15 protein-coding genes are annotated in these 15,739 nt (G+C 62.6%); 11 read left to right on the top strand and 4 right to left on the bottom strand.

Annotated elements, in window-relative coordinates; genetic code table 11:
• Position 1: 1 nt before the first annotated feature.
• From BMY98_RS09690 to BMY98_RS09660, 7 genes are all read left to right on the top strand, one after another.
• Positions 2 to 1,843 (top strand): ABC transporter ATP-binding protein, encoded by a 1,842-nt coding sequence (locus tag BMY98_RS09690; protein ID WP_074887975.1) that lies wholly within the window; start codon positions 2 to 4, stop codon positions 1,841 to 1,843.
• Entirely contained in the window at positions 1,840 to 2,148 is a 309-nt protein-coding gene (locus BMY98_RS09685; protein ID WP_074887973.1) for a (2Fe-2S)-binding protein, read from the top strand. The genes BMY98_RS09690 and BMY98_RS09685 overlap by 4 nt, the downstream gene beginning before the upstream one ends.
• On the top strand, positions 2,130 to 3,521 hold the full coding sequence (locus tag BMY98_RS09680) for an FAD/NAD(P)-dependent oxidoreductase (protein WP_074887971.1): 1,392 nt from the start codon (positions 2,130 to 2,132) through the stop codon (positions 3,519 to 3,521). The genes BMY98_RS09685 and BMY98_RS09680 overlap by 19 nt, the downstream gene beginning before the upstream one ends.
• Complete coding sequence (locus BMY98_RS09675) at positions 3,518 to 4,672, top strand: NAD(P)/FAD-dependent oxidoreductase (protein WP_074887968.1); 1,155 nt, start codon at positions 3,518 to 3,520, stop codon at positions 4,670 to 4,672. Before BMY98_RS09680 ends, BMY98_RS09675 begins: the two co-directional genes overlap by 4 nt.
• Positions 4,669 to 5,838 carry an acetylornithine deacetylase gene (gene argE / locus BMY98_RS09670; RefSeq protein WP_074887965.1) on the top strand — a complete coding sequence of 390 codons (1,170 nt, stop codon included), beginning with the start codon at positions 4,669 to 4,671 and terminating at the stop codon, positions 5,836 to 5,838. Before BMY98_RS09675 ends, argE begins: the two co-directional genes overlap by 4 nt.
• 117 nt (positions 5,839 to 5,955) lie before the next feature.
• Entirely contained in the window at positions 5,956 to 7,416 is a 1,461-nt protein-coding gene (locus tag BMY98_RS09665) for an NAD-dependent succinate-semialdehyde dehydrogenase (RefSeq protein ID WP_074887962.1), read from the top strand.
• 20 nt (positions 7,417 to 7,436) lie between these two features.
• Positions 7,437 to 8,519, top strand: a complete 1,083-nt coding sequence (locus BMY98_RS09660) for a tartrate dehydrogenase (RefSeq protein WP_074887958.1) — start codon at positions 7,437 to 7,439, stop codon at positions 8,517 to 8,519.
• Between the two features lie 637 nt (positions 8,520 to 9,156).
• On the opposite strand, the gene BMY98_RS09655 is transcribed toward BMY98_RS09660, so the two are convergent.
• The 3 genes from BMY98_RS09655 to BMY98_RS09645 form a co-directional block, all read right to left on the bottom strand.
• Complete coding sequence (locus BMY98_RS09655) at positions 9,157 to 9,390, bottom strand: DUF7683 domain-containing protein (protein WP_074887955.1); 234 nt, start codon at positions 9,388 to 9,390, stop codon at positions 9,157 to 9,159.
• Positions 9,387 to 10,670, bottom strand: a complete 1,284-nt coding sequence (locus BMY98_RS09650) for a colicin E3/pyocin S6 family cytotoxin (protein ID WP_245760043.1) — start codon at positions 10,668 to 10,670, stop codon at positions 9,387 to 9,389. The genes BMY98_RS09655 and BMY98_RS09650 overlap by 4 nt, the downstream gene beginning before the upstream one ends.
• Before the next feature lie 619 nt (positions 10,671 to 11,289).
• Complete coding sequence (locus tag BMY98_RS09645) at positions 11,290 to 12,216, bottom strand: 2-hydroxyacid dehydrogenase (protein WP_074887951.1); 927 nt, start codon at positions 12,214 to 12,216, stop codon at positions 11,290 to 11,292.
• Between the two features lie 215 nt (positions 12,217 to 12,431).
• Here BMY98_RS09645 and gabT point away from each other — a divergent pair, with 215 nt between their 5' ends.
• The 4 genes from gabT to BMY98_RS09625 all read left to right on the top strand — a co-directional run bounded on the left by gabT (position 12,432) and on the right by BMY98_RS09625 (position 15,432).
• On the top strand, positions 12,432 to 13,727 hold the full coding sequence (gene gabT, locus BMY98_RS09640; RefSeq protein ID WP_074887948.1) for a 4-aminobutyrate--2-oxoglutarate transaminase: 1,296 nt from the start codon (positions 12,432 to 12,434) through the stop codon (positions 13,725 to 13,727).
• 89 nt (positions 13,728 to 13,816) lie between these two features.
• On the top strand, positions 13,817 to 14,461 hold the full coding sequence (locus BMY98_RS09635; RefSeq protein ID WP_074888306.1) for a tautomerase family protein: 645 nt from the start codon (positions 13,817 to 13,819) through the stop codon (positions 14,459 to 14,461).
• Positions 14,462 to 14,505: 44 nt separating this feature from the next.
• Positions 14,506 to 14,994 (top strand): Lrp/AsnC family transcriptional regulator, encoded by a 489-nt coding sequence (locus BMY98_RS09630; protein WP_003174918.1) that lies wholly within the window; start codon positions 14,506 to 14,508, stop codon positions 14,992 to 14,994.
• Between the two features lie 240 nt (positions 14,995 to 15,234).
• Positions 15,235 to 15,432, top strand: a complete 198-nt coding sequence (locus BMY98_RS09625; RefSeq protein ID WP_074887947.1) for a hypothetical protein — start codon at positions 15,235 to 15,237, stop codon at positions 15,430 to 15,432.
• 87 nt (positions 15,433 to 15,519) lie between these two features.
• On the opposite strand, the gene BMY98_RS09620 is transcribed toward BMY98_RS09625, so the two are convergent.
• Positions 15,520 to 15,739, bottom strand: a 220-nt coding sequence (locus tag BMY98_RS09620) for a transposase (RefSeq protein ID WP_139214465.1), incomplete at its 5' end; no start/stop codon positions are given.

Raw genomic sequence — 15,739 nt, 5'->3', positions numbered from 1 at the left:
TATGACCCAGTTGATTCGCGTCGAAGACTTGCGCGTGGTGGCCGGTGATCCAGGCAGCGAGGTGGAGATCGTCAAGGGCGTGAGTTTTGCCTTGGAGAAGGGCGAAGTGCTGGCGCTGATTGGCGAGTCCGGCTCCGGGAAAACCACGATTGCCCTGGCCTTGCTCGGTTACGCGCGAAGGGGCTGCCGGTTGTCCGGCGGCGTGGTGCAGGTCGGTGAACACGACATGCTCGCCCTGAACGAAAAACAGCTGCAGGGTTTGCGCGGCAACCGTGTTTCGTACATTGCTCAGAGCGCGGCGGCCGCCTTTAATCCGGCGAAAAAACTCCTCGATCAAGTGGTGGAAGGGCCGTTGATCCACGGCCTCGGCACCCGCGCAGAGCTGGAAGCCAAGGCCATCGGCCTGTTTCGTGATCTGGCCCTGCCGAATCCCGAACGCATCGGCCGCCGTTACCCGCACCAGGTCTCCGGCGGGCAACTGCAACGGGTGATGGCCGCCATGGCGCTGATCAGCGACCCGCTGCTGGTGGTGCTCGATGAGCCAACCACCGCCCTGGACGTCACCACCCAGATCGACGTGCTGCGGGCGTTCAAACGTGTGGTACGCGAGCGGGGCGCCACGGCGGTTTACGTGTCCCACGACCTGGCCGTGGTGGCGCAGATGGCCGACCAGATCGTCGTGCTCAACGGCGGGCAGATCCTCGAACAAAGCGCCACCGCGCCACTGCTCAAGGCACCGACCCACGAGTACACCCGCAGCCTGCTGGCGGCCGCGCGGCCTGACACGGGCATTCGCCCGCCCTGTGGCGTTGCTGAAGAGGGACCGCTGCTGACCATCACCGGCCTGACCGCCGGCTACGGCAACAAAAACCTGCACGGCATGCCGGCGATTCGCGTGCTGGAAGACATCGACCTGACCGTGCGGCGGGGCCAGGCCATCGGTGTGATCGGCGAATCGGGCTCAGGCAAATCCACCCTGGCGCGGGTGGTGGCGGGGCTGCTGACCCCGGCCTTGGGTGGTCTGACCTTCGACGGCCAGCCGTTGGGCGGCAGTCTGTCCGAGCGTACGCCGGAGCAGTTTCGGCGCATTCAGATGGTCTTTCAGAACGCCGACACTGCGCTCAACCCGATGCACAGCGTGGCGAACATCCTCAGCCGTCCGCTGAAAATGTATTTCGGTCTCAAGGGCGCGGCGTTGCAGGCGCGCATCGGCGAGCTGCTCGATCTGGTGCGTCTGCCGCGAGACATGGCCGAGCGCCGCCCCAATGAACTGTCCGGCGGGCAGAAGCAGCGGGTCAACCTGGCCCGTGCGCTGGCGGCCAAGCCCGACCTGATCCTCTGCGATGAAGTCACCTCGGCCCTCGACACCGTGGTTGGTGCGGCGATTCTTGAACTGCTCCGGGACCTGCGTCAGCAACTGGGCGTGTCCTACCTGTTCATCAGCCACGACATTTCCACGGTCCGCGCCCTGTGCGACGACATCGTGGTGATGTACAGCGGTCACAAAGTCCATGCCGGCCGCCGCGAGTCGTTTGCCGAAGCGCCGTACCACCCTTACACCGATCTGTTGATTCACTCGGTGCCGGAACTGCGTCAGGGTTGGCTGGAAACCTGCGGCGCCACCCATGGCGAGCTGCCGCCGATCGGCGAACGGGCCAACCTGCCGGAGCTGTGCACCTTCCTCAATCGCTGCCCGGTGCGCGTCGACGGCCTGTGCAACCGCACTGCGCCGAAGCGCCGAACGCTGGACAACGGCAGCGAAATTCTCTGCCACCGCGACGGCGCCGATCTGCTGGCGACCCAGCGCGGCGTTACCACTACAAGCTTTGGAGCGTATGCATGAAAGGGCGTTTTGTGAGGCTGGCCGAACAGGGCCGGCCGACGGTCAAACTGACTGTTGATGGCGCGCCGGTCGAAGCATTACAGGGCGACACGCTGATGGTGGCGTTGCTGACCCAGGGCGGCTCGCTGCGCCAGTCGGAATTCGACAGCGGCCGCCGCGCCGGTTTCTGCCTGATGGGCGCCTGCCAGGATTGCTGGGTCTGGACCCGTGGTGGCGAACGCCTGCGCGCCTGCTCCAATGAAGTCCGCGACGGGCTAGACATCGTCACCACACAACCGGAGGCGACATGGCCACTGCACAGCTGAGCACTCATCGCGTGGTCATCGTCGGTGCAGGACCGGCCGGCGTGCGTTGCGCCGAAACCTTGCTGGCGGCCGGCATCAAACCGATTCTGGTGGACGAAAACCGGCGTGATGGCGGGCAGATCTACCGCCGCCAGCCGGACGGATTCACCCGCGATTACTCCACCTTATATGGCAGCGAAGCCGACAAGGCCAAGCACCTGCACCAGACTTTCGATCGCCTGCGCGGCGCAATCGATTATCGGCCCGACACATTGGTCTGGAACCTCACGCCAGGGCAGTTGTGCTGCGCGAATCAGGGCCGCCACGCCACGCTGAACTACGACGCGCTGATCCTTTGCACCGGCGCCACCGACCGCCTGATGCCCATTGAAGGCTGGCAACTGGCAGGCACCTACAGCCTGGGCGGGGCGCAGATCGCGTTGAAGAATCAGGCCGTTTCCATCGGCCATCGCGTAGTGTTCATGGGCAGCGGGCCGTTGCTGTACCTGGTCGCCAGCCAGTACGTCAAAGCCGGCGCCATAGTCGCGGCGGTCCTCGACACCTCGCCCTTCAGCCTGCGCCTCAAAGCGCTGCCTAAACTGCTGGCACGACCGGGTTTGCTGTGGACCGGCATGAAGTTTCTGGCGCAGTTGTACCAGGCCAAAGTACCCGTGCATCTCGGCGTCAAGCCGTTAGAGGTGTTGGGCGATGCCGCCAATGGCGTGGCAGGCGTGCGCTTCACCACGGGCAGCGGCAAGGCCGTGACTGTGCAGGCCGATGCGGTGGCGCTGGGTTATCACTTGCGTCCGGAAACCCAGCTGGGTGATCTGGCCGGTTGCGCCATGGCCTTCGATCAGGCTTCCAGCCAATGGTGGCTGGCGACGGACGAGGCCGGTCGTACCTCGGTAAACGGCGTCTATGCCGCCGGTGACGGTGCAAAGATTCGCGGCGCCGATGCCGCCGAGCACGCCGGACGCCGAGTGGCCCTGGCGCTGCTCGAAGACCTCAAACAACCGTTCAATGCCGGGCTGCGCGACGAAGAACAAAAAGCGCTGGGGGTGATGGACCAGTTTCGTCTGGGCCTTGCCGAAGCGTTTCCCTGGCCCGCCGAACAGGCCAAGGCCTTGCCGGACAGCGCCATCGTCTGCCGCTGCGAGATGATCACCGCCGGTGAGTTGCGCCGCACGGTCAACGAGAAGGGCGCCTGTGAAGTCAACCGCGCCAAGGCTTTCAGTCGGGTCGGCATGGGTCGCTGCCAGGGGCGTTATTGCTCCCAGGCGGGGGCTGAAGTGATCGCCGCCGAAGCCGGTGTGCAGGTGCAGGAAGTCGGTCGCCAGCGCGGGCAGGCGCCGGTCAAACCGTTGTCGATGCTCATCGAGGAGGTGTCGCCATGAGCGTGCAAAAAGCAGATGTGGTGATTGTCGGCGGTGGCTTCATGGGCGCGGCGACGGCGTTTTTTCTGCGTCGGCGCGGGCAGTCGGTGATCCTGCTGGAGCGCGATCAGATCGGCCAGTACGCCAGCGGCGTGAACTTTGGCAACGTCCGCCGGCAAGGGCGTTTCCTCGGGCAATTGGCGCTGGCCAATCGTTCGTGGGCGCTGTGGAAACGCCTGCCGGAACTGATCGACGATGACCTTGAATTCATCTCCAGCGGGCACATGCGCGTGTGTTATCGCGAAGACGAAATCGCCGAACTGGAGGCCTACGCGGCCGCGCCGGAAGCCGAGCAACTGGACCTGAAAGTCTACCGTGGCGCCGAGCTGCATCAGCGCTTCGGCTTTCTCGGCGCGGACGTCAAAGGCGGCTCCTACGCGCCCCACGACGGTCACGCCAACCCACGCCTCGCTGCGCCGGCCTTTGCCCGGGCCGCACGCCGCCTGGGGGCGCAGATTGAAGAGCGCACTGAAGTGGCCGAAGTGGAGAAGGTCGGCGGTGATTTTCACGTCACCACCACCGACGGCCGGCAGTTTCACGCCGCGCAGCTGTTGATCACCGCCGGCGCCTGGGGCCAGAAGCTCTCGGCGCAGTTTGGCGAACCGGTGCCGCTGGACACCCATGGCCCGCAGATGGCGGTCACCGAGCCGGTGCCCTACGCCTTGCCGACAGTGATCGGCGTGTACACCAAGATTGCTGAAGAGGTGATCTATTTCCGTCAGATCCCTCGGGGCAACATCGTCATCGGCGGCGGATTTCGCAGCAAACCGGACATGCTCAACCGCCGCGCCGCTGTCGAGCCGCGCAGCATCCTCAATCAGGCCGAGCAGATGCGGCGCCTGCTGCCGGGCGTGGGGAATCTGAACATCATCCGCGTGTGGAGCGGCATTGAAGGCTACCTGCCGGATTCGCTGCCGGTCATGGGGCCCAGCGGCACTGTCGACGGCCTGTTCTACGCCTTCGGCTTTTGCGGCCACGGCTTCCAACTCGGCCCTGGCGTCGGTGATGTGATGGCCGAACTGCTCGACACCGGTCGCACCACGACCCCGATCGAGGCATTCTCCATCACACGTTTTGCCCTGCCTGCCGAGCAAAGGAGCCACGCCTCATGAAATCCCGCGTTCTCGAGATTCTGAAACGGCTGATGGCCTTCGAAACCGTGTCGTCGGAGTCCAACATGGCGCTGATCGACTACGTCCGCGACCTGCTGCTGAGCAAGGGCATCGAGTCGCTGATCGTCAAAGACGAGAGTGGCAAGAAGGCCAACCTGTTCGCCAGCACCGGGCCGAAAGACCAGCCCGGCGTGTTGCTCTCCGGCCACACCGACGTGGTGCCGGCGGCGGGGCAGGCGTGGACCTTTCCGGCCTTTGCCGCCACGGTGCAGGACGGGCGCATCTATGGCCGCGGCAGCTGCGACATGAAGGGCTTCATCGCCCTGGCCATCGATGCCATGCTCGACGCGGCAGAGCACTCCCTCACACGCCCACTCAACCGCCCCCTGCAACTGGCCCTGTCCCATGACGAGGAAATCGGTTGCGTCGGCGTGCGGCGCTTGCTTGACGTGCTGCACCTGGCACCGGTGCGGCCGTTTCTGTGCGTGATCGGCGAGCCGACTAACATGCAGTTCGTGCTGGGCCACAAGGGCAAGGGCTCCTACCGCACCTATTGCCGGGGTCAGGAGGCGCATTCGTCTCTGGCGCCGCGTTCGGTCAACGCCATTCACGTGGCCTGCGACTTCATCGCCTCCCTGCGGGAGAGCCAGCAGCATTTGCAACACCACGGCGCCCAGGACACCGACTACGACGTGCCCTACAGCACCGTGCATGTCGGCCAGATCAGCGGGGGCAAGGCGCTGAACATCGTGCCGAACCTGTGCACCCTGGATTTCGAGGTGCGCAACCTGCCGGCGGACAATCTGGAGCAGTTCATCGAGCAGATGCGCGAGCGCGCCGAAGTCATCGTTCGCGAGGCGCAGAAGCTCTCCAGTGTCGCGGCCATCGAGATCGAGACCATCAACGTCTACCCCGGCCTCGACACGCACCCGACGGTCGAAGCGGTGAGTTTCCTCAAGCAATTCGCCGCGCCGGACACCGGCATGACCAAGGTCTCCTTCGGCACTGAAGGCGGCCTGTTCAAGCAGCGCCTCGACGTTCCGGTGGTGGTGTGCGGCCCGGGTTCCATTGAGCAGGCGCACAAGCCGGACGAGTTTATCGAGGTCAGCCAGATGGACGCCGGCGAGCGTTTTTTGCAAGGCTTGCTGGGCTCGTTGAAGGCGTAGCAGAGCCTGCCGTCCTGACGTGAATTTCAGCACGGCACACTGGTTTGAAGACGCTTTCGGCATCCTCGTTCGAGGCAGATCCCTAGACTGGAATCTGTCTCGGATCAGGACTCGACCATGCTCAAGAATCGCTTGCAAGACCCCGGCCTGCTGGCTGAACGCGCCTACGTGAACGGTGAGTGGATCGTCGCCGACAGCGGCGCCACCCTCGACGTCCGCGACCCCGCCACCGGCGAACTGCTTGCGCAGGTTCCGGCCATGGACGCGGTCGATACCCGCCGCGCCATTGAAGCCGCCGAACGTGCCTGGCCGGCGTGGCGCGCGCGCCCGGCGGCAGAACGGGCGGTGCTGCTGGAGCGCTGGTTCCAGGCAATGATTGACCACCTCGACGACCTCGCGCTGATCATGACCTGCGAGCAGGGCAAGCCGCTGAACGAGGCCAAGGGCGAAATCCGCTACGGTGCCGGCTTCGTCAAATGGTTCGCCGAAGAAGCGCGCCGGGTCTACGGCGAAACCATGCCGGCCCCCAGTGGCGACCGACGCCTGCTGACCCTCAAGCAACCCGTGGGCGTCTGCGCCGCGATCACCCCGTGGAATTTCCCCAACGCGATGATCACCCGCAAATGCGCGCCGGCCCTGGCCGCCGGCTGCCCGGTCATCGTCAAGCCATCTGACCTCACGCCGCTCTCGGCCCTCGCCCTGGCGGTGCTGGCCGAGCGCGTCGGTATTCCGGCCGGCGTTTTTAACGTCCTCACCGGAATGCCCGCCGGCATCGGTGAAGAACTCACCGGCAACCCGGCGGTGCGCAAGATCTCCTTCACCGGCTCCACCGCCGTCGGCCGCCTGCTGATGCGCCAGAGCGCCGAACACATCAAGCGCCTGAGTCTGGAACTGGGCGGCAACGCGCCGTTTGTGGTGTTCGACGACGCCGACCTGGAACAGGCCGTGGCCGGGGTGATGATCAGCAAGTTTCGCAACGCCGGGCAGACCTGCGTGTGCGCCAACCGCATCCTCGTGCAGGCGGGCATCTACGACCGATTTGCCGCGCGATTGGTGGAGGAGGTGGCTAAGCTCAAGGTCGGCAACGGCCTGGAAGAGGGCGTGACCATCGGCCCGCTGATCAACCCGGCGGCGGTCGCCAAGGTGGCGCGGCACATCGACGACGCCCTGAGTCAGGGTGCGAAATTGCTCTGCGGGGGGATTCCCACAGGCGACAGCCAGTTCGTGCAACCCACCGTGCTGGCTGACGCCCACGCCGGCATGCTGCTGGCCAACGAAGAAACCTTCGGCCCGGTGGCGCCGTTGATGCGCTTTACTACAGAAGACGAAGCGCTGGCCCTGGCAAATGCCACCCCATTCGGTTTGGGCGCCTACTTTTTCACCCAGAACCTGAAGCGCTCGTGGCGTTTCGGCGAGGCGCTGGAGTTCGGCATGGTCGGCCTCAACACCGGGATCATCTCGATGGAAGTCGCGCCGTTCGGCGGCATCAAACAATCGGGCCTCGGCCGCGAGGGCAGCAAGTACGGCCTGGACGAGTACCTTGAAGTCAAAGCCTTCCACATCGGCGGCTTGAACTGAGTCAACCCAAGGGGCGCACCATGAGCAAGGCATTCAGAATCGCCGCGATTGCGGGCGACGGCATCGGCAAGGAAGTCCTGCCCGAAGGGCTTCGGGTACTGGAACAGGCGGCGAAAAAGTGGGAACTCAACCTGAGCATCGACGTGCTCGACTGGGCCCACTGCGACTACTACCTCGCCCACGGGAAGATGATGCCCGACGACTGGTTCGAGCAGCTCAAGGGCTATGACGCGATCTACTTCGGCGCCGTGGGCTGGCCCGACAAAGTGCCGGACCACATTTCCCTTTGGGGCTCGCTGCTCAAGTTTCGCCGGGACTTCGATCAATACGTGAACATCCGCCCGGTGCGCCTGTTCCCCGGCGTGCCCTGTCCGCTGGCCGGGCGCGAACCGGGCGACATCGACTTTGTGGTGATCCGGGAAAACACCGAGGGCGAATACTCCTCGGTGGGCGGCAAGATGTTCGAAGGCACCGAACACGAGTTCGTGCTGCAAGAATCGGTGTTCACCCGCCGCGGCGTCGATCGCATCCTCAAATTCGCCTTCGAACTCGCCCAGACCCGCCCGCGCAAACGCCTGACGGCTGCGACCAAATCCAACGGCATCTCCATCAGCATGCCGTATTGGGACGAACGCACGGCACTCATGGCGGCGAATTATCCCGAAGTGACGTGGGACAAGCAGCACATCGACATCCTGTGTGCACGCTTCGTGCTGCAGCCGGACCGGTTTGACGTGGTCGTGGCGTCGAACCTGTTCGGCGACATCCTGTCGGACCTCGGCCCGGCATGCGCGGGCACCATCGGCATCGCCCCCTCGGCAAACCTCGACCCCGAACGCCGCTTCCCCTCGTTGTTCGAACCGGTGCACGGCTCCGCGCCGGACATCTACGGGCAAAACATCGCCAACCCCATCGCGATGATCTGGTCCGGCGCATTGATGCTCGACTTCCTCGGTAACGGCGACGAACGCTACCGCGAGGCCCATGACGGGATATTGCAGGCTATAGAGGAAGTGATTGCAGAGGGGCCGATTACGCCGGATTTGGGCGGGAAGGGCTCGACGCAAGATGTGGGGGCGGCGATTGCCGAGAGGTTGGGTTAGGGGGGGGCCGTCAGGCTACGCGTTCCAATAGTGGGACCGGCTTCAGCCGGGAAGAGGCCGGTGTGTGCAATATCAATTTTTCGGTATGGCCGCTGATGCCTTCCCGGCTAAAGCGAGTCCCACAGGGACGCAGAGCGTCCGGGGCTGCATTACCACGCGGAGCGTGGGAACGATCTGCATGTGTCTGGCTCACCGATTACAGGTTTTGATCTCAGTGGGACCGGCTTTAGCCGGGAAGGCGTCGGTTGCTACACCGAGAAATTGATAGCGATTGCGCGAGCCTCTTCCCGGCTAAAGCCGGTCCCACTAAATGCAAGCGCTGTGTCAGTAGAACCGGCTTTAGCCGGGAAGGCGTCAGTTGCCCAACTGAAAATTGATAGCGATTGCGCGGGCCTCTTCCCGGCTGAAGCCGGTCCTACAGGGACGCGTAGCGTCCGGGGCTGCATTACCACGCAGAGCGTGGGAACGATCTGCGTGTGTCTGGCTCAACGATTACAGGTTTTGATCTCAGTGGGACCGGCTTTAGCCGGGAGGGCGTCGGATGTCACACCAACGGACCGGGGGCAGATTAATTTACGGAGAAGCGCTGTAAATAAATCAGTCCCCTTTAAACGAGTCCCCTTTAAACGGTCGAGCTTTAAGCGACATTGCATGTAAGTTGGAAGATATGAACCTCATCAAAGAATTTTCTTCCAACCAATGCCTCAATGGCTGAAGCCTGATCGCGGTTCAGGTCGTATCCTTCGTCGCCGCGTTGCGGTTCCGACCACTCCATGATTTCGCTCAATTGAGCGTCGCAACCGTCGGGCAGATTGATTTCAAGCTTGAGCTGTTCGCTCTCTCTGTCGAATACCTCAACGATGTATTTCAAGGTTCAACCTCGCGTGTGCTGTCTGCACTTTTGGTTTGAGTGCCTGTTTCTGCGTCGAACTCTCCCAAGTGTTTTCCTCGCTTGTTGTATTTTTCAATTGCCCCGTGCTGGCTGTCCCATTCGAAAATCTCGCCTGCCTGGGTTTTCCAGCGTTTGCGCAGACCTCCACCGCCCTTGACCGATGTCTTCCGGGGCGCAACCTTTGCGTCGGGAAATGCGGCGAGTTCTTTCGGAGGCTGATGATACCCATGATCCCCATTAAACGGCCGCGCATACACCACATACATCGACCTCAACCCCGAATCAGCCGGGAAGACCAGGATGCAGTCTTCTGCGGTGATGTCTTCGCCGGGGAGGCCTTCGAGCTGGCTGTCGGTGTCGTCCGGGATCGGGTGGACGAGGAGGGTGCCTAAACGGGCATCGCTGTTTTCAGGGTAGACCAGCGGTTCCAGTGTCCCGTGTCGGCCCCGGCGGGGCGTCATCAGAATGGTGATGCCGTTGAGGTGTGCCTCCATCGCGCTCTTGTCGGCATTCCAGCGGGCTTGCACGGTGCGGACCGAGTCGTCGCCGGAGGCCTTGGAGTGGATGCCGTAAATCTGCAATTCACCTTCGGTATCACGGCGCAGCTGGAAACGCACCCGTGTTGTCGCCTGAGTCAGGTTGCGCAATTCGTCATCGGTGTAGAGCGTGCCGTCGCCCATCTTTGCTGGGAGCATGCCCACGATGAACAAACTCGCCGGGCCGCCTGCTCCGCGAAGCAGCCACGTGTGGCTGCGTTGCATGATGCCGCCACCGGCCATACGGCCCAGTCCCATGTCTGCGCCGAGTGCGGCGGCAATGGCGTCGGAGGCGGAAGGCAGCAGCATGGCACCCGCCATCATGATCGCGCCGAAGTTGGAGGCGGGTTCTACGGTGGTGCCGGCGTCAGTGCTGCACCATTCCCCGGTACAGGATTTGGCGAATACCTTGTCGGTACGCGCCTTCGGCTCGGGCCAGCGCTCTGGCATCAGTGTGGGCTCCCGCACGGGTTCGGGAGGCGGGTTCCACGGTGTCCATGACGCGCCCCCGTTGGGAAGCCCTTTAAAAATCGAGTTGTCCCCAAAGGGATCTTTTTTGTCGTCCTTGAGCATGACCTTGCTGATGTCCGCCAATTTGAGGCGGCGCAGGATGCAGGCGGTCCGACGAGTGGTCAACGGTAGGGCGGTTTCGGGATGTTGCCGTGCCGACAGGCTTTTGATGTCAGTGGGACCGGCTTTAGCCGGGAAGGCGTCAGATGGCACACCACATAATTGTTGGCGACTGGACTGGCCTCTTCCCGGCTAAAGCCGGTCCCACTAAAAGCATGTGCTGTGTCAGTGGGACCGGCTTTAGCCGGGAAGACGTCAGGTGTCACCTAACGGACCGGGGACAGATTAATTTACGGTGAAGCGTTGTAAATAAATCAGTCCCCTATAAGCGCTATAAGCGTGGGAACGATCAGATCAACAGCTTCCCGGCTAAAGCCGGTCCCACTAAAAGCATGCGCGGTGTCAGTGGGACCTGCGCCTACCCCTGTAGGACCGGCTTCAGCCGGGAAGCCCTTGATCCGATTTTGATCTGCTTTTGATCTTCATACGCAAATAGCCCAGACGGCGCCAATCGCGACTTTGGTGCAGGCTGAACGTAGACGACGCGGAGTGGGTCGAGCCGCATGGATGCGGCGAGAGCGCCGTCAGGACATGGATGTCCGTTCGGCGCGGGCCCACGGAGCGTCGTCGAAGTGAGGGTACTCCGACGAAGGAGGAGCCCAACCAGGAGCAAGCACCCTTGGTTACTTGGGGTGCTTTTCCAAGTAACTCGCCGAAGGCGAAACCCGAGGCCGTTAGGCCGACGCCTTTGATCTTGATCTTGATCTAGATCTCAATAGCCCCGATTACGATCTATCTCACCCACCATCCGCTCCCCCCGCTCAAACCGCCGAATATTCTCCAGCAACACCCCAAACGCACTCGCCGGCTGCGTCATCGCCGCCACATGCGGCGTCAACACCACCTGCGGATGATCCCAAAACGGATGATCAGACCCCGCCGGCTCCACCTGCAACACATCCAGCACAGCGGCCCCCAACTGCCCGCTCTCCAGCGCCTCCAGCAAATCCCCCTCCACCAGATGCCCGCCGCGGCCCATATTCACCAGCCCCGCGCCCCGCGGCAGCAACGCAAACAGATTGCGGTCCAGAATCCCCTCCGTCTGCTCCGTCAACGGCAACACACACAACAAAATATCGCACTGACCCAGAAACCCCGACAACTGCGCCTGACCCGCAAAACACGCCACCCCTTCAATCTCATGAACACTGCGTGCCCAGCCCGACAGCGCAAACCCGAACGGCGCCAGCGTCGCCAGAATCTGCTGCGCCTGGGTACCCAACCCCATCACCCCCACACGCCGATGCTCCGCCGGCTGCAACAGATGCGCCTGCCAACAGCGCGCTGCCTGCTGCTCGCGGTACCGCAGCATGTCCCGATGCAGACTCAACACCGCCCACGTCGCGTACTCGCACATCCCCCGCGTAATGCCCGGATCCAGCAACCGCACCACCGGCAGATCCGCCGGCAAACGCGACAGATCCAGCTGGTCCACTCCGGCGGACAGCGCGAACAGCACCTTCAGATTCGGCAGCAACTGCGTCAGATCATCCGGGGCCTGCCAGGCCGCCAGGTACTCGACCTCTTCGGGATTACCGATGTCCGGCCAGGCGCGCCATTCGATGTCCGGGGCGTGTTCGGCGAACAGCGTCTGCCAGTGTGGCGCGCGCGCGGGGTCGGCTTTGTAAAGCAAGGCCATGGGCATTTCCTGTTGAAGGGAGGTTGTAGGAAAGATGTTGGGAAGTCGCCCACATCATCCCCCAAGGCCGGCGCAGGATCTGTCGAAAGGCGGGGCCAAAACAGTTGATCCGAATTTCTCACGGGCCAAGTTCGGCTAAGTGCGTTGCCCGCACGCCGTAACCTGATCAGCATCGCAACCGCCTCCAGGTTGCCGGACTCACGATGGGAAATGCCATGAACAGCAAAGTCGACGAAACCCCTCATTTGCTCCGTCAGCGCGAGCAATTTGTGCCCCGTGGCCTGGTGACCGCGCACCCGCTGGTGATCGACCGCGCCCAAGGCACTGAATTGTGGGACGTGGATGGCAAGCGCTACCTGGATTTCGTTGGTGGCATCGGCGTACTCAACATCGGCCACAACCACCCGAAAGTGGTCGCCGCCGTGCAGGCTCAACTGCAAAAAGTCTCCCACGCCTGCTTTCAGGTGGCGGCCTATACCCCCTATCTCGACTTGGCTCAGCGCCTCTGCGAAATGATCGGGGGGCGGGAAGCCTACAAGGCCGCGTTCTTCACCTCCGGCGCTGAAGCGGTGGAAAACGCCGTGAAGATCGCCCGTGCCCATACCAATCGCTCGGCGGTCATCGCCTTTCGTGGCGGCTTCCATGGACGCACCTTGCTCGGCACCACGCTCACCGGCATGAGCCAACCGTACAAACAGAACTTCGGGCCGTTTGCGCCGGAGGTGTTCCACACGCCTTACCCCAACACGTATCGCGGCGTCAGCAGCGAGGCGGCACTCAGTGCGCTGATGGAACTGCTGGCGACCCAAGTGGCACCGGACCGCGTCGCCGCCATCCTCATCGAACCCATGCAGGGCGATGGCGGCTTCCTCACCGCGCCGCCTGAGTTTCTCCAGGCCCTGCGCGCGTTGGCCGACAAGCACGGCATCGTGTTGATCCTCGACGAGATCCAGAGCGGCTTCGGTCGCACCGGTACCTGGTTTGGCTACCAGCACTCCGGTATCCAGCCTGATCTGGTGACAGTCGCCAAGAGCCTCGCCGGTGGCTTGCCTTTGTCCGGCGTGGTCGGCAAGGCGCACATCATGGATGCGCCACTGCCCGGGGGCCTCGGCGGCACCTACGGCGGCAACGCCCTGGCCTGCGCGGCGGCACTGGCGGTGATCGACGCGTTCGAGGAAGAACAACTGCTGGCGCGCAGCCAACTTCTGGGGGAACGCCTGCGCCGTGGCCTGATCGGTTTGCAGGCGCGCTACCCACGCATCGGCGACGTCCGTGGCACCGGTTTCATGCTGGCGATCGAGCTGATCAAGGATGACGCCGCGCGGACCCCCGATGCCGACCTCAACCAGCGAGTGATCGACGAAGCCCGCGCCGGCGGTTTGCTGGTGATCAAATGCGGCGTTTACCGCAACGTACTGCGCTTCCTTGCGCCATTGGTCACCACCGAAGCCCAGGTCGACGAAGCGGTACAGATCCTCGACGCGGCCTTGGCACGGGTCTTGAAGTCTTGAACTCTTGAACCAGAGCAGTGCCCGCGCTGGGCTAAATGCATCCAGGAGGTTTGATCCACATGGGGCTGACAGAATTGGGGCTGACCGGAATCGGACTAACAGAGTACCGAGCGTTACTGATCGATTGCGACGAAGTGCTGGTGGATCGCGATTCGGGCGTCTGGGCCGCGCTGCAACCGCTGCTTGACAGCCGCGGCGGGCAACCCGCCAAAGATGAAGTGCTGGCGGAATTCAACGCCGTCGTTGCGACCCTGTATCCGCGCTTCGCCGAGCTGGGCTTCAGCGGCCTGTTGTGCTTCGCCCATCGCCAACTCGCCGAAAAGTGGGGCCTGCACGCCAGTTGGGAGGAGGGCATGAGCTTCGCCCGTTCGGCGGGCAACTGGTCGTTGTTCGAAGACGCACCGGGGGCGATGCTGTACTTGCGCAAATTCTATCGACTGCTGGTGCGCGGCGACCGCGATGCCGAGGACCGTGGCGTGCTCTGTGAGCGGCTGGGAATTGCACCGGAAGATTTCATTTCCCTGGCCGAAGGTCCGCAATGGCTCACTGATCAGGGCGATCAGGTGCAACCGGTCCTGCACGTCACGGGACCGTCGGTCGACACGTTCGCCGGTCTGGACCGCTGCCTGATCGGCCGCCACCGGGCGCGTCAGCCTTCACCCTGCGCGGCGGAGTACTGCATCAACAGCATGGCTGACCTGGTGGCGCAGCATCAGCTGTCTTTACGGCGCTGATTTTGCTAGAAGATTGTCTTACAACGGCAGTCAAGAGGTACGTGATGGAAGGGCTCGTAAAACTGGATCGGATCGACATCAGTATCCTGGTCGAACTGCAGAAGGACGGCCGGATGACCAATGTCAGCCTCGCCGATGCCGTCGGCCTGTCCGCCAGCCCGTGCCTGCAACGGGTCAAGCGGCTGGAATCGGCCGGTTATATCTCCAGCTACAAGGCGCATCTGAACCTGGCCAAGATCACCGACTCGGTCACCGTCTTCACCGAAATCACCCTCAGCGACCACAAGCGCGAAGACTTCGCCAAGTTCGAATCCAACATCCGTCTGGTCGACGAAGTCCTCGAATGCCACCTGATCAGTGGCGGCTACGACTACCTGGTGCGCTTCATGACCCGCAGTATTCAGCACTATCAGGAAGTGGTGGAAAGCCTGCTCGACAAAAACATCGGGATCTCCAAGTACTTCAGCTACATCGTCATCAAGTCGCCGGTGCTCAAGGATGGAGTGCCGTTGCGCAAGTTGCTGCGCCATTGAATTAAACGCGGTTTAAACCGCAACCTGCGTCCCTCAAGAGATGAGATGTCGGGACGATAAAAGGGCTGTCCGTTTTCGCGGGCGGCCTTTTTTTGTGGCGAGCTTTGGCCAACCGAGGGAGGTCCGCGACCGACGATTCGGGCGAACATGAAACTTCATGCCGGCTTATTGACGTCAGTCTAATGGCTAATTACTATCGCGCCGTTTATTGATATCACTGTGCTATTGCAAGGACGCTCCGTGAATTTCCCCGCACTCAGAGTTGGGCTGTTTTGCCTGCTCGTCGCCATTCCGCTCACCATCCTCGCGGCGCCGAATCCGGGCGATCAGGATTTGTTGCGCGACCGTCAGGAACAGCTGCTCCAGGAGCAGCAGCGCCGCCTCGAAGACCTCAAGAGTCTGCCCGGCAAGCAAGCTGCACCTGTCCAGACCGTGTGAAAACCAGATACCCAGTAGCTAACCAAAAATAATGCCCCGATCAACTCGGGGCATTTTCCATTTACACAGAGAAGAAAAAGGCCTTCCTCAGGCCAGTAACTCCATCATTCGGCGCACACCCAGCACGTTGATCGCTCTTTTCAGGTTATAGGCATTCACCGCCAGCGCCATTTCCGTTCGCGCACCTTTGAGCTGGCGAAGCAGGAAACGGCCATTGCCGTAAATCCATTGTTTGAGGTTGCCAAACGGGTGCTCAACGATGCTTCGTCGAGCCTCGACCATTTCCGGGTGGGCCTGCATTCGCAGC

The sequence above is a fragment of the Pseudomonas graminis genome, from assembly GCF_900111735.1.
Classification (GTDB): Bacteria; Pseudomonadota; Gammaproteobacteria; order Pseudomonadales; family Pseudomonadaceae; genus Aquipseudomonas; species Aquipseudomonas graminis.
Note: the sequence above shows the minus strand (reverse complement) of the source record. Positions and strands in the feature narration are given on the sequence as shown.

Excerpts from the sequence above, each read along its gene's own strand:
- BMY98_RS09690 (WP_074887975.1), top strand. The coding sequence starts at position 2 with ATGACCCAGTTGATTCGCGTCGAAGACTTGCGCGTGGTGGCCGGTGAT.
- BMY98_RS09685 (WP_074887973.1), top strand. The coding sequence starts at position 1,840 with ATGAAAGGGCGTTTTGTGAGGCTGGCCGAACAGGGCCGGCCGACGGTC.
- BMY98_RS09680 (WP_074887971.1), top strand. The coding sequence starts at position 2,130 with ATGGCCACTGCACAGCTGAGCACTCATCGCGTGGTCATCGTCGGTGCA.
- BMY98_RS09675 (WP_074887968.1), top strand. The coding sequence starts at position 3,518 with ATGAGCGTGCAAAAAGCAGATGTGGTGATTGTCGGCGGTGGCTTCATG.
- argE (WP_074887965.1), top strand. The coding sequence starts at position 4,669 with ATGAAATCCCGCGTTCTCGAGATTCTGAAACGGCTGATGGCCTTCGAA.
- BMY98_RS09665 (WP_074887962.1), top strand. The coding sequence starts at position 5,956 with ATGCTCAAGAATCGCTTGCAAGACCCCGGCCTGCTGGCTGAACGCGCC.
- BMY98_RS09660 (WP_074887958.1), top strand. The coding sequence starts at position 7,437 with ATGAGCAAGGCATTCAGAATCGCCGCGATTGCGGGCGACGGCATCGGC.
- BMY98_RS09645 (WP_074887951.1), bottom strand. The coding sequence starts at position 12,216 with ATGGCCTTGCTTTACAAAGCCGACCCCGCGCGCGCGCCACACTGGCAG.
- gabT (WP_074887948.1), top strand. The coding sequence starts at position 12,432 with ATGAACAGCAAAGTCGACGAAACCCCTCATTTGCTCCGTCAGCGCGAG.
- BMY98_RS09630 (WP_003174918.1), top strand. The coding sequence starts at position 14,506 with ATGGAAGGGCTCGTAAAACTGGATCGGATCGACATCAGTATCCTGGTC.